Genomic DNA, 21244 nt, shown 5'->3' on the forward strand with positions numbered 1-21244 from the left:
CCTTGTCTGCAGCATGGGTCTGGGATAAACAAACACCCCCCCCCCCCCCCCCGCCCCCCCCCCCCCCCCCCCCCCCCCGGCCCGGTTTCTCCTGGGGGTGGCTCGATGCCGAACGCTGAGCTGCTCACCCCGGCCGAGGTCGACTTCCTGTGGGAGTCCGCCGGACTGGGCGAGCTGCCGTACCCGCTGCGCGTCCGGTCGCACGGGGAAACCGCCGACGAGCGGTCACTGCTGCGCCGTCGCACGTTGGAGGGGCTCGCCGCGCGCGGGCTCGCCGACGGCCGCGGCCGCCCGGAACCGCACGTCGAGGACTACTTCGGGGTGCTGGCGACCCCCGAGCTGAGCCTGGACGCGATCCAGCTGATCGCCCCGGACGCCGAACCGCTGCTCGCGGTGGCCGGCGTGCTGGGCGGCCAGGGGCTGCTGGCCGTCCAGGACACCCGCGGCCTGCACCTGCAGCCGTGCCCGGCGGACGGCCTGGCGAGCGCGATCGTGTCCCTGTTGCCGGGCGCCCCGCGCGGCAGCGAGAAGTCGATCACCGTGCCGCTGGAGCAGCTGGTCGGCCCGCACGGCGTCGACTTCCTGCAGCGCCGCGGCAACGGTGAGGAGCGTGCCGGCGCGGACGACGACCGCAAGGCACTGGCCCGGCTGCACGCCCAGCCCCGCCTGCGCGGCGGCCAGATCGCGGCGAACGCGCGGTCCCGGATGGGCGGCCGCACGCGCACGCCGGTGCTGAGCTGGTTCGACACGGAGTCGGGCCGCTACTTCACCCAGGCGACCCAGGGCCGTGACGGCCGCGACTGGATCACGATCGCCCCGGCCGACGCGGCGACGTTGCGCCACCGGCTCGGTGAGATGCTCGCGGGAGCGGCGACCACCAGCACGGTCTGACGGCGCGGCCGTTCACGCTCTCTGCCAAGATCAGGCCCGGCTTCTCCGAGCGTGCCCAGTCCGACGATCACTTTTTGTCGGTGGTGCGGGCTACGCTGAGCAAGAATCCGATCCGGGAGAGTAGTGATGCAAGAGTTCTTCTCGCCACTGGCGTTCGACTTCCTCTGGGAGTCGGCACAGGTCGGGGAGCTGCCGTACCCGCTGCTGGTCCGGTCGCACGGCGCGACCGAGGACGAGCGGGTCTCGCTGCGCCACCGCACCGACGCCGAGCTGAAGGCCCGGGGCGTCCGCGACCCGCGCGGCCGGCTCGCGCCGCCGATCGAAGACGCCCTCCACCTGCTGGCCTTCGCCCCGCTGACCATCGACGCGCTGCACATCCCGCAGTTCGAAGCGCCGACGATCGGCGTGCTCGCGGCGGCCGACGAGACCCAGGGTGTGCTCGCGGTCCAGGACGCCGACGGCATCTGGCTGCGGGCCGTCCCGCGGGACGGCCTGGTCTCCGCCGTCGTCGGGGTGCTGCCCGCCGGCCCGCGCGGCAGCGAGGCGTCGGTCACACTCCCGCTGGACGACGCCCTGCGCACCGCGCCGATCCGCATCCCGGTATCGCTCCCGGCGAACGCGGGCGAGGAGCGGGGCAAGGCGCGCCGGACGCCGTTGAGCGAACGGACCACGGCCGACCCGCGCGAGGCCTACGGGCGGATCGCCGGGCAGCCGCGGATGCGGGGCGGTCAGCTGGCGGCGAACAGCCGTTCGCAGGTCGGGGCCAAACAACGGTCCCGGGTCCTGGCCTGGTTCGACACCGCGACCGGGCGGTACCTGAGCGTCTCCCGCGCAGGTACGGACGGCCGGGAGTGGGTCACCGTGGCGCCGGCCGACCCGAAGACACTGCGGACCCGGCTGGGCGAGATGGTGAACAGTGTGTCGGACGGCACGCGATAGCGTGACGAGGGTGTGGGCCGAACGGGAACCCGGACGCGGTATCGCCCGTTGACCTGCGAGAGGCTCACAGGGGATGAACGCGGCAGCGGACGGTACCCTGTTGGGACGGGTGTCCAGGCACCGCGGGTTGTCAAGATCGTGATGGCGGGTATCACAGGAGCCGCCCAACCAGGGAGGGTCGAGGCCACCAGGGCCGAGTCGTATGAACCGGAAGAGCGTGCTCAGGAACCCACTGCTGTGGATCGTCGCGGGGTTGCTGGCGTTGTTCGCGTACAACACGATCTTCGACAGTGATCGTGGGTACACCCAGGCACCCATCTCGGTGGCGAACTCCCAGATCACCACGAACAACGTCAAGGAAGCGAGCCTCGAGGACAAGGAACAGCAGGTCAAGCTGCTCCTCTCGAAGCCGATCGACGTCGACGGGCAGCAGACCACCCAGATCATCGCGCAGTACCCGGCCAACGCGTCGCTTGAGATCTACGACAAGCTGCTGGCCGCGAAGAACGGTGACGCCGGGGTCAAGTTCACCACCAAGGTCACCCAGCAGGGCGTGCTGACGCAGATCCTCATCTTCGCCATCCCGCTCGCTCTCGTGCTGGGCCTGCTGATGTGGATGATGAACAACGCGCAGGGCGGCGGCAACCGCGTCCTCAACTTCGGCAAGTCCAAGGCCAAGCAGCTGAACAAGGACATGCCCAAGACGACCTTCGGGGACGTCGCGGGCGCCGACGAGGCCGTCGAAGAGCTGTACGAGATCAAGGACTTCCTCCAGAACCCGGCGCGATATCAGGCGCTCGGCGCGAAGATCCCGAAGGGCGTCCTGCTCTACGGGCCGCCCGGCACCGGTAAAACGCTGCTCGCGCGAGCCGTCGCCGGCGAAGCGGGCGTGCCGTTCTACACGATCTCCGGCTCGGACTTCGTCGAGATGTTCGTCGGTGTCGGCGCGTCGCGAGTGCGTGACCTGTTCGAACAGGCCAAGCAGAACGCGCCGTGCATCATCTTCGTCGACGAGATCGACGCGGTCGGCCGCCAGCGCGGCGCCGGCCTCGGCGGCGGGCACGACGAGCGCGAGCAGACGCTGAACCAGCTGCTCGTCGAGATGGACGGCTTCGACGCCCGCGGCGGGATCATCCTGATCGCGGCCACCAACCGGCCGGACATCCTCGACCCGGCGCTGCTGCGCCCGGGCCGGTTCGACCGGCAGATCCCGGTGTCCGCGCCCGACCTGCGCGGCCGCAAGGCGATCCTCGAGGTGCACGCCAAGGGCAAGCCGATCGCCCAGGGCACCGACCTCACGAGCCTGGCCAAGCGCACCGTCGGCATGTCCGGCGCCGACCTGGCGAACGTGCTCAACGAGGCCGCGCTGCTCACCGCCCGCCAGAACGGGCACGTGATCAACGACGCCGCGCTGGAGGAGTCGGTCGACCGCGTGGTCGGCGGGCCGGCGCGCAAGAGCCGGATCATCTCCGAGAAGGAGAAGAAGATCACGGCCTACCACGAGGGCGGGCACGCGCTCGCCGCGTGGGCGATGCCGGACATCGAACCGGTCTACAAGCTGACGATCCTGCCGCGCGGGCGCACCGGCGGGCACGCCCTGCTCGTCCCCGAGGACGACAAGGACCTGATGACCCGCTCCGAGATGATCGGGCGGCTGGTCTTCGCGATGGGTGGCCGCACCGCGGAGGAGCTCGTCTTCCACGAGCCCACCACCGGCGCGTCGGCCGACATCGAGCAGGCGACGAAGATCGCCCGCGCGATGGTCACCGAGTACGGCATGAGCGCCCGGCTCGGCGCGGTCAAGTACGGCCAGGAGCAGGGTGACCCGTTCCTCGGCCGCTCGGCCGGCCGTCAGGCGGACTACTCGCTCGAGGTGGCGCACGAGATCGACGAGGAGGTGCGCAAGCTCATCGAGACCGCGCACACCGAGGCGTGGCACGTGCTCAACACCTACCGCGACGTGCTCGACGAGCTGGTCATCGAGCTCCTGGAGAAGGAGACGCTGACCCGCAAGGACCTGGAGCGGATCTTCGCGACGGTCGAGAAGCGCCCGCACATCACCGTGTTCAACGAGTTCGGTGAGCGGACGCCGTCGGACAAGCCGCCGATCAAGACCCCGGGCGAGCTGGCGATGGAGCGCGGCGAGCCGTGGCCGCCGCCGGAGAAGGAGAAGCCGGTCCTCAAGCCGGAGCCGACCCCGGTCGGCACGGCCCAGGGCGCGGGCGACCTGCCCGGCGGGCCGCCGTACCCGACCCCGGCGGACCCGAACGCCAACCCGTACGCCCCGCCGACCCCGGGCGCTTACCCGAACGGCGGCCGTCCCTACGGCGGCCCGAACGGTGGCCCCAACGGCTCGGCGCACTGGCCGCAGACCTACGGCGGCCAGCCGGGCGGCCCGGCGGGCCAGAGCGGCCCGCCGAACTACGGTGCCCCTCCGGGCTGGACGCCCGCGACCTCGCCGGGCGGTCAGCCGGGCCAGTCGTGGCGGCCCGGTGGCGACGAACGTCCTCGCGAGCACGGCTGGTTCGCCGATCAAGCGGGCAACCAGCAGAGCGAGGGGGAGCGGCGTGACCCGGACGGACCCGACAAGCCCCAGTGACGCCGACCGCCCGGTCTTCGACCAGGACCGGGCGGAGAAGGCGATCCGCGAGCTCCTCTTGGCGTGCGGCGAAGACCCGGAGCGGGACGGTCTGAAGGACACTCCCGCCCGGGTCGCCCGGGCGTACCGCGAGATGTTCGCCGGGCTGTACACCGAGCCGGACTCGGTGCTGGACCGCACCTTCGACGAGTCCCACGAAGAGCTGGTGCTCGTCACGGACATCCCGATGTACAGCCAATGTGAGCATCATCTGTTGTCATTCCACGGTGTCGCGCACATCGGATACATTCCGAATGCTGCCGGAAGGGTCACCGGCCTCTCGAAGCTCGCCCGCCTGGTCGACCTCTACGCCAAGCGCCCCCAGGTCCAAGAGCGCCTCACCTCCCAGGTGGCCGACGCTCTCGTGCGGAAGCTCGAGCCCCGCGGCGTCATCGTCGTGATCGAGGCCGAACACCTCTGCATGGCCATGCGGGGCATTCGCAAGCCCGGCGCTCGCACCACCACCTCCGCAGTCCGCGGGCAGCTGAAGAACTCGCCGTCGTCGCGGGCGGAGGCGCTGGATCTGATCAAGGCGCGCCGGTGAGCATGGGGCTTCCCGCTCCCGGGCGGTGTGTCGTGATGGGCGTGCTGAACGTGACGCCGGATTCCTTTTCGGACGGTGGCCGGTACCTCGGGCTCGACCAGGCGCTGGAGCACGCCCGGGAGATGTGGGCGCGCGGTGCGGACCTGATCGACGTCGGGGGTGAGTCCACCCGGCCCGGTGCGGAGCGGGTGGACGCCGAAACCGAGCTTCAGCGGGTCATCCCGGTGATCCGCACCCTCGCCGGTGAGGGCATCCAGCTGTCGGTCGACACCACGCGTGCCTCCGTTGCCGCCGCGGCGCTCGAAGCCGGGGCGAGGGTCGTCAACGACGTTTCGGGTGGGCTGGCCGATCCGGACATGGTCCGGGTCGCCGCCGATACCGGTGTGCCGTGGGTGCTGATGCACTGGCGGGGGCACAGCAGCACCATGCAGGCCCTCGCCGAGTACGAAGACGTCGTCGCCGACGTCCGGTCGGAGCTGCTGTCCAGAGTGGACGAAGCGCTCGCGGGCGGGGTGGCGGAAAGCGCCATCGTGCTGGATCCCGGGCTCGGCTTCGCCAAGAACGCCGAGCACGACTGGGCGTTGCTGCGCGGGCTGGACTCGCTGCTTTCCCTGGGCTTTCCGGTGCTCGTCGGCGCCTCGCGCAAGCGGTTTCTCGGCCGGTTGCTGTCCGAAAAGGACGGTACGCCGCGTTCGCCGGACGGCCGTGAGGACGCGACGGCGGCGATCTCCGCGCTCGCCGCGGCCGCCGGCGCGTGGGGCGTGCGGGTGCACGAGGTCGGGGCGTCGCTGGACGCGGTCACGGTGGCCGCCGCGTGGTGGAAGGGTTCGCCGGATGTCTGACCGGATCACGCTGACCGGCCTGCGGGTGTTCGGCCACCACGGGGTGTTCGAGCACGAGAAGCGCGACGGCCAGGAGTTCGTCGTCGACATCACGGTGTGGCTGGACCTCGGTCCGGCTGCCGCGACCGACGACCTGAAGCAGACGCTGCACTACGGCGAGCTGGCCGAGCTGGCGGCGGGGATCGTCGCGGGTGAGCCGTACGACCTCATCGAGAGCGTCGCGGGCAAGATCGCCGACGCGGTGCTGCGTGACGACCGGCTCGGCGCGGTGGAGGTGACGGTGCACAAGCCGTCGGCCCCGATCCCGCTGACCTTCGACGACGTGGCCGTCACGGTCCGGCGCGAGCGATGAGCCGGGCCGTCCTTTCGCTGGGCTCGAACCTCGGTGACCGGCTTGGGTTCCTGAAGCTGGCGCTCGACGCCGTCCGGCCGGCGCTGGTCGTGGTGTCGAGCGTGTACGAGACGAAGGCGTGGGGCGTCGAGGACCAGCCGGACTTCCTGAACGCGCTCTGCGTCGTCGACGACCCGGCCCGCGACCACTGGGCCTGGCTGCGCGCGGGCCAGGCCGCGGAGCAGGCCGCCGGCCGTGTCCGTGAGCTGCGGTGGGGCCCGCGCACCTTGGACGCCGACGTCGTCACGGTCGACGGCGTGACGTCGGCCGACCCGGAGCTGCTCCTCCCGCACCCGGGCACGCCGGACCGCGCGAGTGTGCTGGTGCCGTGGGTCGAGATCGAGCCGGACGCGGTCCTGCCGGGCCACGGGCCGATCGCCGAGCTGCTCGCGGCCCGGCCGGCGGAGGAAGTCGCGACGGTCCGCCGGACGGACCTCGAGCTGCGCTGAAACGTGAATAATCGGTGAACCGGGGGTGTCCGTTACGGACTTCGCCGGACCGGTCGCCGAGGTGCTTCCCCGGTGCGGTCAGCCGCGCAGGGCGTCGATCATGAACCGGACCGCCGGCTGGGCCGTCGGCACCGGCGGCCAGTCGTTGATGATCGCCAGCAGCTGCCAGTAGCGCTCGGCGCGGGCGTCGCCGCTGGTGGCGAAGCGGTCGGCCATCTCCGTCCGGAACTCCGCCGACGCCGGGTCCTGGTCCGGCCGGGCCGTCGCGGCCGCGATCTCGGCCGCAAGCGTTTGCCCCACCTCCGACGTCGGGGAGTCCCCGGCCGCCACGGCCGCTTCGGCGCGGGACACCCAGCCGGGCCAGTTCTGCTGCCAGGCCTCCGCCGGCTGCTGGAACTCGCCGTCCTTGATCTGCTGGGCCTGGGTTTCGCTCATCGTGCGGATCAGGGCGCGGAACTCCGGGTCCTGGACGAGCTCGGCGAACTCGATCCACGCCTCGAGCTGCTCGGGCGACGGGTCGTCCGGCAGCTCGGGCTTCCCGGCGCGCATGCGGCGGTAGAAGTCCTGGTCGATGTCGAGCCCGGCGACCATCTCGTCCCAGAACTCGTCGACCAGCCGCTTGCGCTCCTCGTCGGACATCGACGCGAGACGGTTCATCAGGTTCACTTCCTCCAGCTCGGAATCCCGTTTGGCCACCGCGCGCAGCACCGCCCGGCGCAGCCGCAGGCGCCTGATCTGCTCGTCGAGCGCCTCGACGTGCCGGGTCGCCAGCTCGCCGACCGTCGACGAGCGGGTCAGCGCGGCCGAGACGTCGGCGAGGCCCAGGCCCAGCTCGCGCAGGGTGCGGACCAGCTCGAGCCGGGCCATCGCCGCCGCGTCGTAGAGGCGGTAGCCGGCGTCGGTCCGCTCGGTCGGGGGCAGCAGGCCCTCGTCCGAGTAGAACCGGATGGTCTTGACCGGCAGGCCGGTCCGCCGGGCCAGCTCGCCGATGGTGAAGGTCGCGGTGGTGCCCACTAGACGCATGATGAAGTCTCCAGTCGGGGGAGAGTCAAGGGTATTCGCCGGGGTCCGGGTGGCGAAGCCCCCGGCCCGGGGCGGAGCCCCGGATGGCGCAGCTCGGTACGGTTGGACCATGCACTTCACCCGGCCCCGAGACCTGGTGGTGGCCGGGCTGCTCGGCCTGGTCCTCGGGTACCTGCTCTTCCAGGTGGCCTACGGCTCCCTGCCGCAGCTGCCCCTGCTCGCCGGGGTCACCTTCGCCGTGCTGGCCGTCATCGAAGCCGTGCTCGCGTTTTCCATCCGGTCGCGGATCAAGAACGGCCGGGTGGTTGCCGCGATCGGGATCGCCCGATCGGTGGCCCTCGCGAAGGCTTCGTCACTCGCCGGAGCGTTCATGGGCGGCGCATGGCTCGCGGCGCTCGCTTATCTTTTTCCCCGACGTGACGAACTCGTCGCCGCGGTGCTCGACACCCGGGCCGCGGTGGTCGGGGTCGTCTCCGCCGCGCTGCTGGTCGCGGCCGGTTTGTGGCTCGAACACTGCTGCCGCACCCCGCGCGACCAAGATCGCGAGCGCACCCGCGGGACGACCGGTTAGCGCTCGATTCCCACCGCTCGCTGGACCGAGTAGGTCTCGTTCGGATTACGAGCAGGTACGGTGTCAGGCATGACCGGCGTGGGTGACGACTCGCGCGGCCGCCTTCTGGGCAGGCCGTGGCTAGTCGTCGGATTTGTCCTCGCCATCGGAGCCACCCTCGCACTGGTGCTCAGCGACGATCTCCGGTACCTCCGGCTTGCGATCGTCGCCGCCCTCTGGGCTGCCCTGATCGGCGCGTTCCTCGCCGTGAAGTACCGCAAGCACGCGGCACAGAGCGAGGACGCGGTCGCCGAGGCGCAGGCTGTGTACGAGTTGGAGCTGGAACGCGAGATCGCGGCCCGGCGCGAATACGAGCTGGAGGTGGAGGCCGAGAACCGCACGACGGCCGACTCCCGCAGCCGCGAGGAGCTGGAGGCGCTGCGCGCCGAGGTGTCCGCGCTGCGGGACAGCCTTCAGTCGCTGTTCGGCGGCGAGGTGCTGCTCGAACGCGTCGCGCTGACCGCGCAGGCGACCCGCATGCGCAAGGTCTCCGACGAGAACCGCCTGATCCCCGACAACGCCCCGAAGAAGAAGCCGGCCCAGCTGATGGCCGGGAAGAAGCCGGCCGAGGGCGAGCGGCCGACCGAGCTGATCGACCGCGTGCTCGACGAGCGCCGCCGCAAGGCGTCGAACGGCAAGCCCGCGAACGGCAAGGGCCTCGGCAAGGGCAAGGGCTTCGGCGGGAAGCCGGCCCCGAAGGCACCGGCGAACGTCACCGCGCAGAGCACCCAGCAGATCGCCCGGCCGAAGCCGCTGAGCGAACGCCGTCCGCCGGTGCCGTCGGTCGACCCGGCGCTGAACGCCGCGCAGCGCGAGCTGAAGGCCGCCGAGCTGCGGGCCGAGGCGGCCCGCCGCCAGGCCGAGTCGCAGCCGATGCGGCTGCCGAAGCAGGACGAGGTTGCCCAGCCGCCCGAGCGCCGTCCCGACGCCGCCGCCGAGCCGACGCGCCAGGTGCCGCGGCCCGAGCCCAAGACCGAGATCCGGCGCCCGGAGCCGAAGACGGAGATCCGCCGTCCCGAGCCGCCGCCCGCCCGTCGCGCCGAGCTGTCCCGGCCGGCGATGCGGCCCGCCGAGATGTCGCGCCCCGACCTTCCGCGTGTCGACCCCGCGCGCCCGCCCGTGCGGCCCGCCGAGGTCTCGCGGTCGGACATCCCGCGCGTGGAGCGGTCGATGCCGGCCATTCCGCGGGTGGAGATGTCGCGCCCCGACATCCCGCGCGTCGAGATGTCCCGGCCGGACATTCCGCGGGTCGAGCGGTCGATGCCCGCGATTCCGCGGGTGGAGATGTCGCGCCCCGACATCCCCCGGGTCGAGATGTCCCGGCCGGACCTGCCCCGCGTCGGCGGCCAGCCGAACGGCGCGCCGCCCCGCAAGGCTCCCGAGCCGCCGCGGCCCGCGCCGGGACGGCCGGCCGTGCCGCCCGCGAAGCCGTCCGAGATGTCCCGGTCGGACCTGCGCCCGGTGACCGACCTGAGCGCGGCCTTCCAGAACCGTGACGACTTCGCCGAGCGGCAGCGGCCGAACCGGCCGAAGCCGCCCGAGCCGAAGCCGGCCAAGCCGCCGATGCCGCGGGACGCCACGGCCTCGCGCAGCGACCTGCCGATCGTCCCGCCGACCACGCCGGTGCCGAGCAACGGCCCGTCGCGGCCGCAGCCGTCGCGCACCGACCTGCCGCCGGTCGTGCCGCCGACCACGCCGGTCCCGGCCGCCGACGGCCGGCGCCCGTCGCGGCTGGAGCAGTTCTCGCGGGCCGACATGTCGCCGATCCTCGGCGAGCAGCAGCAGTCGCCGTCGTCGTCCCGGCACAGTGGTTCGCACCGCGCCCCCGCCGAGGCCGCACAAGCCGCCCAGGCCGAAGCGCCGATGGCGAACCCGACGCTCCCGGAGTCGGTGCGCAACTTCCAGGGCGGCTCCGGCGGCCGTCGCCGGAAGCCGGACGAGTCGCAGCAGATGCCCGCCGTGCCCGCCCCGGAGCCCTCGGGCGGCGGCCGTCGCCGTCGTCCGGACGGCGAACCGCCGGCGTGGGAAGGCATGGTCTCCGAGCGCGCGTCGATGTCGCGGCGCAACATGACCCCGGTCGACCCGGCGGACGTGCCGCAGAACGGCAACGGGCACAACGGCCAGAACGGCCACAGCAACGGTCACGCCCGTAACGGTCACCGGACGCCCGAAGCCCCTCCGGGCAGCGGATCGCACACGGCCGGCCGGTCGGTCAGCGAGCTGCTGGCGGCGAACGGCGGCACGGGCTCGACGCCCCGCCGCCGCCGTCGCGCGGAGGACTGAGGTCTCCGCGCGACACATCGGGGCGCTGTGTGCCAGGTGGCGTTCCGGTTCGTGTCCGGTCTGCGTAGGGTGACCGGCTGTGAGCGGAACCCTCTCGCCCGCGACGGGACTGGATCGCGGACGGCGGCCTCGCCGGATCACCGTGCTGCTGCCGGTGCTCGGGCTGATCGTGGTGGCCCTGTGCGGCCTGTTCCTGTTCGGGCTCGTGACGGCGCGGGTCGGCCCGCTCGCCGTCGCGATCGGGGTGCTGGCCGCGCTGGTGCCGGTCGCCGCGGTGGTGGCAGGCTTCCTCTGGGTCGACCGCTGGGAGCCCGAGCCGGCGAAGTTCCTGCTGCTCGCGTTCGCGTGGGGCGCCTGCATCGCGACGATCACGGCGTTGCTCATCAACACGACCGCGGAAGCCGTCGGTGACGAGCTGCTGGGCACCGGCAGCGGCAACACGCTCGCCGCGCTGGTGTCCGCCCCCATCTTCGAAGAGGCCGCCAAGGCGCTGTTCGTCGTGCTCATCCTGTGGCGCCGGTCGAACGAGTTCGACGGGGTCGTGGACGGCGTCGTCTACGCCGGGTTCAGCGCCGCCGGCTTCGCGTTCACCGAGAACATCTACTACTTCGGCCGCGCCTTCAACGACTACGGCTTCGGCGACGGGCACAGCCAGGGTGTCATCACGGCGTTCTTCCTGCGTGGTGTGCTCGCGCCGTTCACGCACCCACTTTTCGCGGTGCTCACCGGCATCGGGATCGGCATCGCCGCGCGGACGTCGACGAAGGTGTTGAAGGTCCTGGCGCCGATCGCCGGTTACCTGGCCGCGGTCTGCCTGCACGCGCTGTGGAACAGCGCCGCGTTGCTCGGCGGGTCGAAGTTCCTGACCGTGTACTTCCTGATCATGCTGCCGCTGTTCCTCGGGGTGCTCTACCTGGTCGTCCTGCAGCGACGGCGGGAGCAGCGGATCATCGCCACCGCGCTGCCGCACATGGCCGCGGCGCGGTGGATCGCGCCGTCGGAGGTCGACCTGCTGGCCAGCCTGCCCGGGCGCCGCGCGTGGCGCCGCCAGGCGAAGCGCCAGTCCGGCAAGCAGGCCGCGAAGGCCGTCGCGCTCTACCAGGCCAGCGTCACGGAGCTCGCGTTCCTGGACCGGCGGGAGCTCACCACCGACACCGACCGGCAGCGCCAGCAGGAGCTGCTGCGCACGTTGAAGTCCGCCCGGGCGGAGGCGACGCGCCTCGCCGCAGAGGCCGCTCGCGGGTGACCCGGTCCGGGTGAAGCTGGTCACCCGGGTTCAACGGTTCGCGCTTAATCGAGTTAGTCTCGCGCCGTCGTCCGGTACCCGGAGCGGGACTGGAACGAGAGCAGAGGGAGTCTGCCAACCATGAGCGTCCACAGGCGCACGCCATGATGAGGCCCGCTCGCCTGGCGGTCGGGGTCGTGTCCGCCGGCCGGGTGGGGAGCGTGCTCGGCGCCGCGCTGGCCCGGGCGGGACACACGGTGGTCGCCGCGTCCGGCCTGTCCGCCGCTTCCCTGGCCAGGGCCGAACGGCTGCTGCCCGAAGTGCCCCTGCTGCCGCCCGACGAGACCGTCCGGCGGGCGGACCTGGTGCTGCTCGCCCTCCCCGACGACGCGCTGGCCGGCATGGTCCGCGGGCTCGTCGCCACGGAGTCGCTGCGGCCGGGCCAGATCGTCGTGCACACGTCCGGGGCGCAGGGCATCGACGTCCTCGCGCCCGCGGCCGAGGCCGGGGCGCTGCCGCTCGCGCTGCACCCGGTGATGACGTTCACCGGCCGCGAAGAGGACCTCGAGCGGCTGGCGGCGTGCAGCATCGGCGTCACGGCGACGGCGGACGACGAAGCGGCCTGGAACGTCGGCGAGGCGCTCGCCGTCGAGATGGGCGCCGAGCCGGTGCGCATCCCCGACTCCGCGCGAGCGCTCTACCACGCTGCGTTGACCCACGGCGCGAACCACCTGATGACGCTGGTCGCGGACTGCGCGGAAGTCTTGCGCGAAGCCGGAATCGGGCAATCCGAACGCCTGGTCGCACCACTGCTTTCGGCCGCGTTGGATAATGTGCTCCGGCACGGCGACCGCGCGCTCACCGGTCCGGTCGCGCGTGGCGACGTCGGCACCGTCCGCGAGCACCTCGAGGTGCTCGCGGACCGGGCGCCGGACGTGGCGCCGGCCTACCGGGCGCTGGCCAAGCGCACGGTCGCGCGTTCTTCGGCGGCCGGGCTGCTGGACACCGCGGCCGCCAAAGAACTCAACGACTTCCTCGACGATCCCGCCGAAGGGCACCCAGACCAGTGACCACACCGAAATTCCGTCGCGGCACGCTGAACACGTTCACGGCCCCCGAGCAGATGAGCCAGGTCAGCAAGGCCCTGCACGGCGTCGGCCGCAAGCTCGCGCTCGTGCCGACCATGGGCGCGCTGCACGCCGGGCACCGCGAGCTGATCCGCCGCGCGAAGCGGCTGCCGAACAACGTCGTGGCCACCTCGATCTTCGTCAACCCGCTGCAGTTCGGCGAGGGTGAGGACTTCGAGGCGTACCCGCGGCCGCTGGAGGCCGACCTGGCCGTGCTGGGCGAGGACGGCGTCGAAATCGCGTTCACGCCCGGCGCCGACGCGCTCTACGGCGAGGGCGCCGTCGTGACCGTGCACCCCGGCCCGCTCGGTGACGAGCTGGAGGGCGCTGTCCGGCCCGACCACTTCGCCGGCGTGCTCACCGTTGTCGCGAAGCTGTTCAACCTGCTTCGCCCGGACTACGCGCTGTTCGGCGAGAAGGACTACCAGCAGCTGGTCCTGATCAAGCGGATGGTGCGCGACCTGAACATCGACACGCACGTCATCGGCGTCCCGACCGTGCGGGAGCGCGACGGGCTGGCGCTGTCGTCGCGCAACGTCTACCTGACGCCTGAGCAGCGCGAAGACGCCATCGTCCTGTCGGCCGCCCTCACCGCGGGGGCGTTCGTCGGCCGGGACGGGGCCGACGCGGTCCTGGAGACCGCCTGGAAGACCCTCGCCGCGCGGCCCGCGGTCGAGGTGGATTACCTGGAGTTGAGGGGAACCGACCTCGGGCCCGCGCCCGTCGACGGTGAGGCACGACTGTTGATCGCGGCCCGGGTGGGGAGTACCCGGCTGATCGACAACGTCCCGGTGTTGCTCGGCGCTGCTGTCGAGCACCCGGAACGGCTGGACGCAGGGGAATAGGAGTCCACCATGTACCGCACCATGCTCAAATCCAAGATCCACCGCGTCACCGTCACCCAGGCCGACCTGCACTACGTCGGCTCGGTGACCGTCGACGAAGACCTGATGGAGGCCGCGGACCTGCTGCCCGGCGAGCAGGTGTCCATTGTGGACGTCACCAACGGCGCCCGGCTGGAGACCTACGTCATCAAGGGCGAACGCGGCAGCGGGGTGCTCGGCATCAACGGCGCCGCGGCGCACCTGGTGCACCCGGGTGACCTGGTCATCCTCATCTCGTACGGCCAGATGGAGGACGCCGAGGCCGCGACGTACGAACCGCGCGTGGTGTTCGTCGACGCGGACAACCGGATCGTCCACCGGCACACCGACCCCGGCCACGCGCCGGAGGGCTCCGGGCTGCTGTCCGGGACGGTGACGCTGCCGCCGGAGGAGGAGACGGCGGTGTTCCCGGTCGCGGAGACGGCGGACGCGCGCCGCCTCGACGCGCTGCTGCACGCGGAAAGCTGACCGGCTTGCTGCTCACCGTCGACGTCGGCAACACGAACATCGTGCTGGGGCTGTACTCCGGCAGCACGCTCGTCGGCGATTGGCGCATGCGCACGGACGCGCGCATGACGGCCGACGAGCTGGCGTTGACGGTGCGCGGCCTGCTGGGCCCGCACGCGGACGCGGTCACGGGCATCAGCGCGTTGTCGACGGTCCCGGCGGTGTTGCGCGAGCTGCGGGTGATGCTCGCGCGGTACTACGACGGCGTCCCGAAGATCGTGGTGGAGCCGGGGGTCCGCACGGGCGTGGCCTTGCTGGTGGACAACCCGAAGGAGGTGGGCGCGGACCGCCTGGTGAACACGCTGGCCGCGCACCACCTCCACGACACGGCGTGCGTGGTGGTCGACTTCGGCACCTCGACGAACGTGGACGCGATTTCCGCCCGGGGCGAGTTCCTGGGCGGGGCGTTCGCGCCGGGCATCGAGATTTCGGTGGACGCGCTGGCCCTGCGCGCGGCGGCGTTGCGGAAGGTCGAACTGGTGCCGCCGCGGTCGGTGATCGGGAAGAACACCGTGGAGTGCCTGCAGTCCGGGATCCTGTACGGGTTCGCGGGCCAGGTGGACGGACTGGTCCGGCGGATCGTCCGCGAGCTGGCCCCGGGTGGGACGGAACCGGTGGCGGTGCTCGCCACGGGCGGGCTGGCCCCGCTGGTGATCGAGGAGTCGGAGACGATCACGGATCACGTGCCGGATTTGACGCTGCTCGGGTTGCGGCTGGTGTACGAGCGCAACATCCGGGCCTGACGCGGGGCTGGCCGCTCACCACGGTCAGCCGCGGGACAGCCGGCGTCGCTCCAGCACATACCCCACCGCGGTCAGCGCCAACGCCGGCAAAGCCACCTTCGCCTGCGGAAACTTCTCCTCACCCGGTGGATCCACCGCCTTCGACCCCGGATACGCCAACGCCGAGATCTGCGTCACCCAGTACAGCGACGCCAGCGCCGCCCCCGCGTCGAGGCCGGCACGGGTGGGTGCGCGCCACAGCTGCCACAGGCTGGTCACCCCCAGGCCCAGCCCGAGGCTCATCGTCTGGCCGTTGTGGAACTTCGCGTGCGGGGGCCACGCGGGGTTCTTCACGTGCGTCTCGTTCCAGTCGGCGCGGTACGGACCCGCCGCCGTCACCAGCGACACCAGCGAGATCAGTGCCCGCCCCCAAGGTTTCTTCGCCATCCGGCCAGTATGGAACCTCCACATTGGTGGAGGTCAATGCAGCAGCTTCAGCCCGGCGACGCCCGCGACGATCAGCGCCAGGCAGGCGATCCGCAGCGTCGTCGCCGGGTCGCCGAGGGCGACCACGCCGTACGTCGCCGTGCCGATCGTGCCGATGCCGACCCAGATCGCGTAGCCGGTGCCGAGCGGGATGTCGCGCAGGGCGTACGCCAGCCCGCCCATGCTGAGCAGGAGCGCGACCACGAACGTCACCGATGGGACCGCGCGGGAGAACCCCTTCGACGCGCCGAGCGCGGCCGCCCAGACGGTTTCGAGGATTCCGGACAGGACGAGGACGAGCCAGGACACGGTGAGCCTTTCGCAGTGGTGGTCAGTCACTGCGCCGTCTTGTCCTGACCGGGTACGACGCGCTCGTCCGGAGCATCCGGGGGATACCGCTTCCGAAGCTAGCACGCCGCCATGACAAAAAATGTCAACGGCGTCGCGCGCGCAGGGCCCACGTGATCAATGGCAGGTCGAACTCGCCGTTCGCGGTCTCCGGATTCGCCGCGAGGAACTCGCGCAGCCGGGTCAGCAACGCGGAAGACTCCTCGGGTGACGACACGATCACGAGGGAATACGTCGCGATGGTTTCGACGAGGCTCTCCGCCGTCCGGCGTTGCCGATGGCGAAACCGGTCGCTTTCGAACGGCTCGAAGGCCGCGTGCTCCACTTGGCGTAAATCTTCGGTCGAAGCCGGCTTTCGGGCGCCGTCGCGGCCCAGTTCGGTGAACTTCGCCACCCACGGCACCGAATCGTCTTCGTAGTTCCACATCGGGACGAGCACCCCGCCCGGGCGCAGGACCCGCGCGATCTCCGTCATCGCCGCGGGCACGTCGAACCAATGGAACGCCTGGCCGACGAATACCGCGTCGACGTCGCCGTCGGGCAACGGGATCCGTTCCGCCTGGCCCGCCAGCGACGTCGCCGCCGGGACGCGCCGGCCGAGTTCGGCGCGCATTTCCGCGTCGGGTTCGACCGCGGTGACGTCGAGGCCGAGCCCGGTCAGGCCGAGGGTGAGCTTGCCGGTTCCGGCGCCGAGGTCGAGCACCCGGCGCGGGGTTCCGGTGGCGCCGGAAAGGCCCCATTCGATCGCCTCCCGCGGGTAGTCGGGCCGGTGCTCGGCGTAGGCGGTGGCTCGGCTGCCGAAGGAAGAAGCCCGTTGGGCGCGAAGGTCGCTCACCCCGCCGAGGTTAATCGAGGGAAAGGAAAGGTAATCCGGTTGGCGTAGCGCGCGACCGGGTTCGTACCCTATGGGCCATGACCGAAAAGCCCCCTCCCACCAGCGAGCCCGCCGAAGACGAACTGCCCGAGCAGATGCGGGTGCGCCGGGAGAAGCGCGACCGGATCCTCGCCGAGGGCATCGATCCCTACCCGGTCGAGGTGCCGCGCACGCACTCGCTCGCCGAGGTGCGGGCGGCGCACGAAGGGCTGCCCGTCGACACCGCGACCGGCGACGTCGTGGGTGTCACCGGCCGCGTGATGTTCCTCCGGAACACGGGCAAGCTGTGCTTCGCCAGCCTCCGGGAGGGTGACGGCACCGAGCTGCAGGCGATGATCAGCCTGGCGAAGGTCGGCGAGGACGCGCTGGCGGCGTGGAAGTCCGACGTCGACCTCGGTGACCACGTGTTCGTGCAGGGTGAGGTCATCACCTCGAAGCGCGGCGAGCTGTCCGTGATGGCCGACGCCTGGCGCATCACGTCGAAGGCGCTGCGCCCGCTGCCCAACGCCTACAAGGACCTCGCGGAGGAGACGCGGATCCGGCAGCGCTACGTCGACCTCATCCTGCGCCCGCGCGCGCGGGACGTCGTGCGCACGCGCGCCGGCGTGGTCCGGTCGCTGCGGGAGTCGTTCCACCGCCGCGGGTTCACCGAGGTCGAGACGCCGATGCTGCAGACGCTGCACGGCGGCGCCGCGGCCCGCCCGTTCGTCACGCACTCGAACGCCTTCGACCTGGAGCTGTTCCTGCGGATCGCGCCGGAGCTCTACCTCAAGCGCTGCGTCGTCGGCGGCATCGAGAAGGTCTTCGAGATCAACCGCAACTTCCGGAACGAGGGCAGCGACTCTTCGCACTCGCCGGAGTTCGCGATGCTCGAGTACTACGAGGCCTACGCCACGTACGACACGAATGCGGTGATGACGCGCGAGCTGGTCCAGGAGGCCGCGCAGGCGGTGCTGGACACGCAGGTCGTCACGCTGCCCGACGGTTCGGAGTACGACCTCTCCGGCGAATGGACCACACTCGGAATGTACGAGTCGTTGTCCGATTCCCTCGGCGAAGAGGTGACACCGGAGACCCCCGACGCCAAACTGCACGGATTCGCGCAGGCCAGGGGCCTGGAAGTGGATCCGAAGCTGACGCACGGCAAGCTGGTCGAGGAACTGTGGGAACACCTCGTCGGAGATCACCTGCACGCCCCGACGTTTGTCCGTGATTTTCCGCTGGAGACGTCGCCATTGACGCGGGAGCACCGCTCGCGCCCCGGCGTGGCCGAGAAGTGGGACCTCTACGTGCGCGGATTCGAACTCGCCACCGGATACTCGGAGCTGGTCGATCCGGCCGTCCAACGGGAACGGCTCACCGAACAGTCCCGGCTCGCCGCGCAGGGGGATAGCGAAGCCATGCGGCTCGACGAGGATTTCCTCCGTGCCCTCGAGTACGGAATGCCGCCGAGCGGTGGTGTCGGAATGGGTATCGACCGGCTGCTGATGGCGCTCACCGGTCTCGGTATCCGCGAGACGATCCTCTTCCCGCTGGTGCGTCCCGAATAACCCGGCAGTGTCGTATACCGCAATGAGATTTGCGCTGTCCTCCCGAAGCGGGTACTAATGTTCTAGACAAAGACTTCTGTCCCGGGGCTCGCCCCGTAACCAGATCATTGAGCAAGTCCCCGCAGGAGGAAACAGATGGCACAGAAGGTGCTCGTCTCGCTGGTCGACGACCTGGACGGCAGTGAGGCGGAAGAGACCGTCGAGTTCGGTTTGGACGGAGTCAGCTACCAGATCGACCTCTCCTCCGATAACGCGGAGGAGCTGCGGGACGCGCTGGCCCAGTATGTCGAGCACGCTCGTCGCGCGGGTGGCCGCAAGCGCGCTTCGGTGCGTCCGGTCGCGGGTAAGGGCCCGTCGCGGCCCGCCGCGGTGGACCGCGAGCAGAACCAGGCCATTCGGGCGTGGGCGCGCAAGAACGGTTACGCGGTTTCGGACCGGGGCCGCATCCCCTCCGAGGTCGTCGAGGCCTACCACAAGAAGAACTGAGGATTCTTCGCCTGCTGCTCCGGCGCGGTATTCGCGGGTCCCTGACCAGCGGCTACCCGCGGCGCCGGGGGCGAGGCGAACTTCTCGACGCGGGGTTTCCAGCGAGGGCCGCCGGGCGAATTCGCCCGGCGGCTTTGTTCATGTCCGAATGTTGTCCGGTTGCGGTTCGCCGTCGGTCCTGGCCGTCCGGGCGTACTGCCCCGGCGACTGTCCGGTCACGGTCCGGAAATCGCGGATGAAGTGCGACTGGTCGCTATAGCCCAGTCGAGCCGCCAGTCCGGCGTAATCCCCGTCTCCTTCGGTGGCGATCCGCTGCGCGGCGTCGTTCAGCCGGTATATCCGGATCGCCCACTTGGGTGGGCAGCCGACGTGTTCGGCGAACAGCCGCTGCAAGGACCGGGTGGTTAGTCCAGTATCCGCGCACAGTTGCGCCACCCGGGTAATTCCCGGATCCGCCGCGATTGATTCCACGGCCGCCGCGGCCTGCCGCGCGCCCGGAGTGATCGGCCCGGGATTTGCGATCAGCAAGTTGTCGACGGCATCGGCCATTTGCGCGTCGCCTGCCGCCGTGCGCACCGATTCCGCGGTCTCGATCGCCTTCGGCCCGAAAACGTCCGCAAGCGGGACAGCCCGGTCGGTTATGTCACGCACCGGGCCGCCGAGGAACGCGCGGAAGCAGCCGGGCCGGAATCGCACACCCAGGCCCTGCACCTGCCCGGTCAAGTGGTGGGAAAAGACCTCGTGGGACGGGCCGTGCACGCCGGACGCGTCCGGGAAGAACGTCGCGTGCACCGCCAGGTTCGGCAGCACCCGCTGCTCGTGCGGCGGTTTGCCGCGCAGGTCCCACCGCAGGATCCAGTGGTACTCGACGACGTCCGCCAGCTCGGGCGCCGGCGGGCGCCTGGTCAGCGTGAACATCGTGCGCGCGGTGGCCTCGGCCACGATGCCGCGCGGGATCCGGTGCGCCACGCGTCCCACGGTAACTGTCGCGTTCGTTCAATACGGGCGTCGCGGCGAGCGGCTTGGATCAACGGCCATGACTGCCGAGCTCTTGCGGCCCGCCGCGGCCGAGTTCCTCCGCATCGCCGACGGCGTGCCCGACCTGACCGCCCGCACGCCGTGCGCCGGCTACGACGTCCGCGGCCTGCTCAACCACCTCCTTTTACTGGGGGCCGTGGCTGCTCGCGGCCGGCCGCCGCGAGGAACCGCCGGCGGCGGGCGGCGACGAAGCGGCGTCGGACCTCGTCACGGACGACTGGCGCGCGACGCTGGAAAAGCAGACGGAGACGCTCGTCGACGTCTTCGAGGCGCCGGAAGCGTGGACGGGGACGACGGCGCTGGGCACCGCACAGCTCCCGGCTTCGGTCGTCGGGTCGATGGTGCTCGGCGAGTTCGTCCTGCACGGCTGGGACCTGGCCCGGGCGAGTGGCCAGGAGCTCCGCTGCGCCGAGGAGGCGGCGACGGCGGTGTTCGAGTCCGCGGTGCTGATGGGCGAGCAGGCGCGGGCGATGGGCGTCTACGGCGCCGCGGTGGAGGTGCCCGAGGGGGCGTCGGCGCTGGACCGGGCGTTGGGCGCCTCGGGGCGCGACCCCGCCTGGAGCTAGCGGGAACAGGTGCGCGGGCAGCCGTCGCATTCGGACTCGGCCGGGAGCAGGTACGAGAAGCAGCAGCTCTCCCGGCGCCGGGTCCACTCGCGGTCCACGAGACGCAGCGTCGAGGCCGACGTCAGCGGCGGGTAGCGCGCGTCCAGCACCAAAGCCGCATCGGCGACACCCGCGCCCTCGGCCTCGGGTGTCCCGCCGGCCCGGCCCGCTTCCCACAGCGCGCTCTCCAGCGCGTCCGTCGCCGTGGCCCAGAGCGCCCGGCGGCCGAACCGGCTGTTCGGCGCGTGGACCTCGACGAACCGGGCCGCGTGGGCCGTGTACCTGGCCCGCAGGACCGCCGCCAGGGCCCGCTCGTCGCGGACGACGGTCGCGCCCGGGGCGGCCGAGCCCGGGTCGGTCGGGAGGCACCAGAAGCCGCCGCCGAGCACCGCCAGGCCGTCCGGGTACGGCTGGGCCGCGCCCAGGCGGAAGGCCAGGTCGGCGGGCCGCAGCGACGGCACCCGCCGCTCGTGGTGCAGCAGCAGCGCGCCGATCCGGGCCGGTACGTGCAGGTACCAGGCCACCAGGTACGCGTCGGACGTCCGGGGCGGCGCCTCGTCGTGCTCGCGCAGCAGCCAGCCGGCCAGGCGCGTCCGCCACTCCTCGAAGAACCCGGGGCCGGTCAGCGCGTCGGAGCACCGCGTCCACCCCGGGGAGACGTCCTGCCGCAGGTCGAGCCGCCGCAGGGACGGCGCGAGCCCGTCGGCCACCGCGTGTGTCATCGGCACTCTCCTTAGGCGTGCCTAACCTAACAGATTCCGCCGATCGGGTGGTGGTGTGCC

Annotated in this window: 22 protein-coding genes, 1 pseudogene and 1 riboswitch; of the genes and pseudogenes, 17 read left to right on the plus strand and 6 right to left on the minus strand. The window is 71.5% G+C overall.

Features of this window, described 5'->3' with window-relative positions:
* The first annotated feature begins 105 nt into the window (after positions 1-105).
* The 7 genes from ACZ61C_RS00570 to folK all read left to right on the plus strand — a co-directional run bounded on the left by ACZ61C_RS00570 (position 106) and on the right by folK (position 6694).
* Complete coding sequence (locus ACZ61C_RS00570; protein WP_465301303.1) at positions 106-891, plus strand: ESX secretion-associated protein EspG; 786 nt, start codon at positions 106-108, stop codon at positions 889-891.
* A gap of 123 nt (positions 892-1014) precedes the next feature.
* Positions 1015-1830: an ESX secretion-associated protein EspG gene (locus ACZ61C_RS00575; protein WP_465301305.1), complete on the plus strand. Its 816-nt coding sequence runs from the start codon at positions 1015-1017 to the stop codon at positions 1828-1830.
* A gap of 202 nt (positions 1831-2032) precedes the next feature.
* Positions 2033-4429 carry an ATP-dependent zinc metalloprotease FtsH gene (gene ftsH, locus ACZ61C_RS00580; protein ID WP_465301307.1) on the plus strand — a complete coding sequence of 799 codons (2397 nt, stop codon included), beginning with the start codon at positions 2033-2035 and terminating at the stop codon, positions 4427-4429.
* Positions 4398-5012, plus strand: a complete 615-nt coding sequence (gene folE, locus ACZ61C_RS00585) for a GTP cyclohydrolase I FolE (protein WP_465301309.1) — start codon at positions 4398-4400, stop codon at positions 5010-5012. The genes ftsH and folE overlap by 32 nt, the downstream gene beginning before the upstream one ends.
* Positions 5013-5047: 35 nt before the next feature.
* A complete protein-coding gene (gene folP / locus ACZ61C_RS00590; protein ID WP_465301311.1) occupies positions 5048-5854 on the plus strand; it encodes a dihydropteroate synthase in 807 nt (268 codons plus the stop codon).
* Entirely contained in the window at positions 5847-6206 is a 360-nt protein-coding gene (gene folB / locus ACZ61C_RS00595; protein ID WP_465301313.1) for a dihydroneopterin aldolase, read from the plus strand. Before folP ends, folB begins: the two co-directional genes overlap by 8 nt.
* Complete coding sequence (gene folK, locus ACZ61C_RS00600; RefSeq protein ID WP_465301315.1) at positions 6203-6694, plus strand: 2-amino-4-hydroxy-6-hydroxymethyldihydropteridine diphosphokinase; 492 nt, start codon at positions 6203-6205, stop codon at positions 6692-6694. The genes folB and folK overlap by 4 nt, the downstream gene beginning before the upstream one ends.
* Before the next feature lie 78 nt (positions 6695-6772).
* On the opposite strand, the gene ACZ61C_RS00605 is transcribed toward folK, so the two are convergent.
* The gene (locus tag ACZ61C_RS00605; protein ID WP_465301317.1) at positions 6773-7708 is read right to left on the minus strand and encodes a helix-turn-helix domain-containing protein; all 936 of its coding nucleotides are present in this window, start codon (positions 7706-7708) and stop codon (positions 6773-6775) included.
* Between the two features lie 118 nt (positions 7709-7826).
* Here ACZ61C_RS00605 and ACZ61C_RS00610 point away from each other — a divergent pair, with 118 nt between their 5' ends.
* The 7 genes from ACZ61C_RS00610 to ACZ61C_RS00640 all read left to right on the plus strand — a co-directional run bounded on the left by ACZ61C_RS00610 (position 7827) and on the right by ACZ61C_RS00640 (position 15096).
* Positions 7827-8288, plus strand: coding sequence for a DUF3180 domain-containing protein (locus ACZ61C_RS00610; protein ID WP_465301319.1), 462 nt, complete (start codon positions 7827-7829; stop codon positions 8286-8288).
* Positions 8289-8357: 69 nt separating this feature from the next.
* A complete protein-coding gene (locus ACZ61C_RS00615) occupies positions 8358-10610 on the plus strand; it encodes a DUF6779 domain-containing protein (protein ID WP_465301321.1) in 2253 nt (750 codons plus the stop codon).
* A gap of 142 nt (positions 10611-10752) precedes the next feature.
* Entirely contained in the window at positions 10753-11856 is a 1104-nt protein-coding gene (locus ACZ61C_RS00620) for a PrsW family intramembrane metalloprotease (protein WP_465302722.1), read from the plus strand.
* 89 nt (positions 11857-11945) lie between these two features.
* On the plus strand, positions 11946-12905 hold the full coding sequence (locus ACZ61C_RS00625) for a Rossmann-like and DUF2520 domain-containing protein (protein ID WP_465302724.1): 960 nt from the start codon (positions 11946-11948) through the stop codon (positions 12903-12905).
* On the plus strand, positions 12902-13807 hold the full coding sequence (gene panC, locus ACZ61C_RS00630; RefSeq protein WP_465301323.1) for a pantoate--beta-alanine ligase: 906 nt from the start codon (positions 12902-12904) through the stop codon (positions 13805-13807). Before ACZ61C_RS00625 ends, panC begins: the two co-directional genes overlap by 4 nt.
* A gap of 9 nt (positions 13808-13816) precedes the next feature.
* Entirely contained in the window at positions 13817-14314 is a 498-nt protein-coding gene (gene panD / locus ACZ61C_RS00635) for an aspartate 1-decarboxylase (RefSeq protein WP_465301325.1), read from the plus strand.
* A 5-nt stretch (positions 14315-14319) separates the two neighbouring features.
* Positions 14320-15096: a type III pantothenate kinase gene (locus ACZ61C_RS00640; protein ID WP_465301327.1), complete on the plus strand. Its 777-nt coding sequence runs from the start codon at positions 14320-14322 to the stop codon at positions 15094-15096.
* A 24-nt stretch (positions 15097-15120) separates the two neighbouring features.
* Here ACZ61C_RS00640 and ACZ61C_RS00645 read toward each other — a convergent pair whose 3' ends face one another.
* The 3 genes from ACZ61C_RS00645 to ACZ61C_RS00655 all read right to left on the minus strand — a co-directional run bounded on the left by ACZ61C_RS00645 (position 15121) and on the right by ACZ61C_RS00655 (position 16744).
* The gene (locus ACZ61C_RS00645; protein WP_465301329.1) at positions 15121-15522 is read right to left on the minus strand and encodes a DUF6640 family protein; all 402 of its coding nucleotides are present in this window, start codon (positions 15520-15522) and stop codon (positions 15121-15123) included.
* A gap of 33 nt (positions 15523-15555) precedes the next feature.
* Positions 15556-15870 (minus strand): DMT family transporter, encoded by a 315-nt coding sequence (locus tag ACZ61C_RS00650; RefSeq protein ID WP_465302726.1) that lies wholly within the window; start codon positions 15868-15870, stop codon positions 15556-15558.
* A gap of 28 nt (positions 15871-15898) precedes the next feature.
* Positions 15899-15961: riboswitch (guanidine-III (ykkC-III) riboswitch) on the minus strand.
* A gap of 33 nt (positions 15962-15994) precedes the next feature.
* Entirely contained in the window at positions 15995-16744 is a 750-nt protein-coding gene (locus ACZ61C_RS00655) for a class I SAM-dependent methyltransferase (RefSeq protein ID WP_465301331.1), read from the minus strand.
* Positions 16745-16821: 77 nt separating this feature from the next.
* On the opposite strand from ACZ61C_RS00655, the gene lysS reads away from it, so the two are divergent.
* The gene (gene lysS, locus ACZ61C_RS00660; protein ID WP_465301333.1) at positions 16822-18333 is read left to right on the plus strand and encodes a lysine--tRNA ligase; all 1512 of its coding nucleotides are present in this window, start codon (positions 16822-16824) and stop codon (positions 18331-18333) included.
* Positions 18334-18468: 135 nt separating this feature from the next.
* Positions 18469-18819: a histone-like nucleoid-structuring protein Lsr2 gene (locus tag ACZ61C_RS00665; protein ID WP_465301335.1), complete on the plus strand. Its 351-nt coding sequence runs from the start codon at positions 18469-18471 to the stop codon at positions 18817-18819.
* Positions 18820-18957: 138 nt separating this feature from the next.
* Here ACZ61C_RS00665 and ACZ61C_RS00670 read toward each other — a convergent pair whose 3' ends face one another.
* Positions 18958-19788, minus strand: a complete 831-nt coding sequence (locus ACZ61C_RS00670) for a DUF6597 domain-containing transcriptional factor (protein WP_465301337.1) — start codon at positions 19786-19788, stop codon at positions 18958-18960.
* A 67-nt stretch (positions 19789-19855) separates the two neighbouring features.
* On the opposite strand from ACZ61C_RS00670, the pseudogene ACZ61C_RS00675 reads away from it, so the two are divergent.
* A pseudogene (locus ACZ61C_RS00675) lies at positions 19856-20423 on the plus strand (TIGR03086 family metal-binding protein).
* Here ACZ61C_RS00675 and ACZ61C_RS00680 read toward each other — a convergent pair.
* Positions 20420-21184, minus strand: coding sequence for a (2Fe-2S)-binding protein (locus tag ACZ61C_RS00680; RefSeq protein WP_465301339.1), 765 nt, complete (start codon positions 21182-21184; stop codon positions 20420-20422). The pseudogene ACZ61C_RS00675 and the gene ACZ61C_RS00680 sit on opposite strands and share 4 nt — an antisense overlap.
* Between the last annotated feature and the right edge of the window lie 60 nt (positions 21185-21244).

The sequence above is a fragment of the Amycolatopsis sp. NPDC104587 genome, from assembly GCF_055583645.1.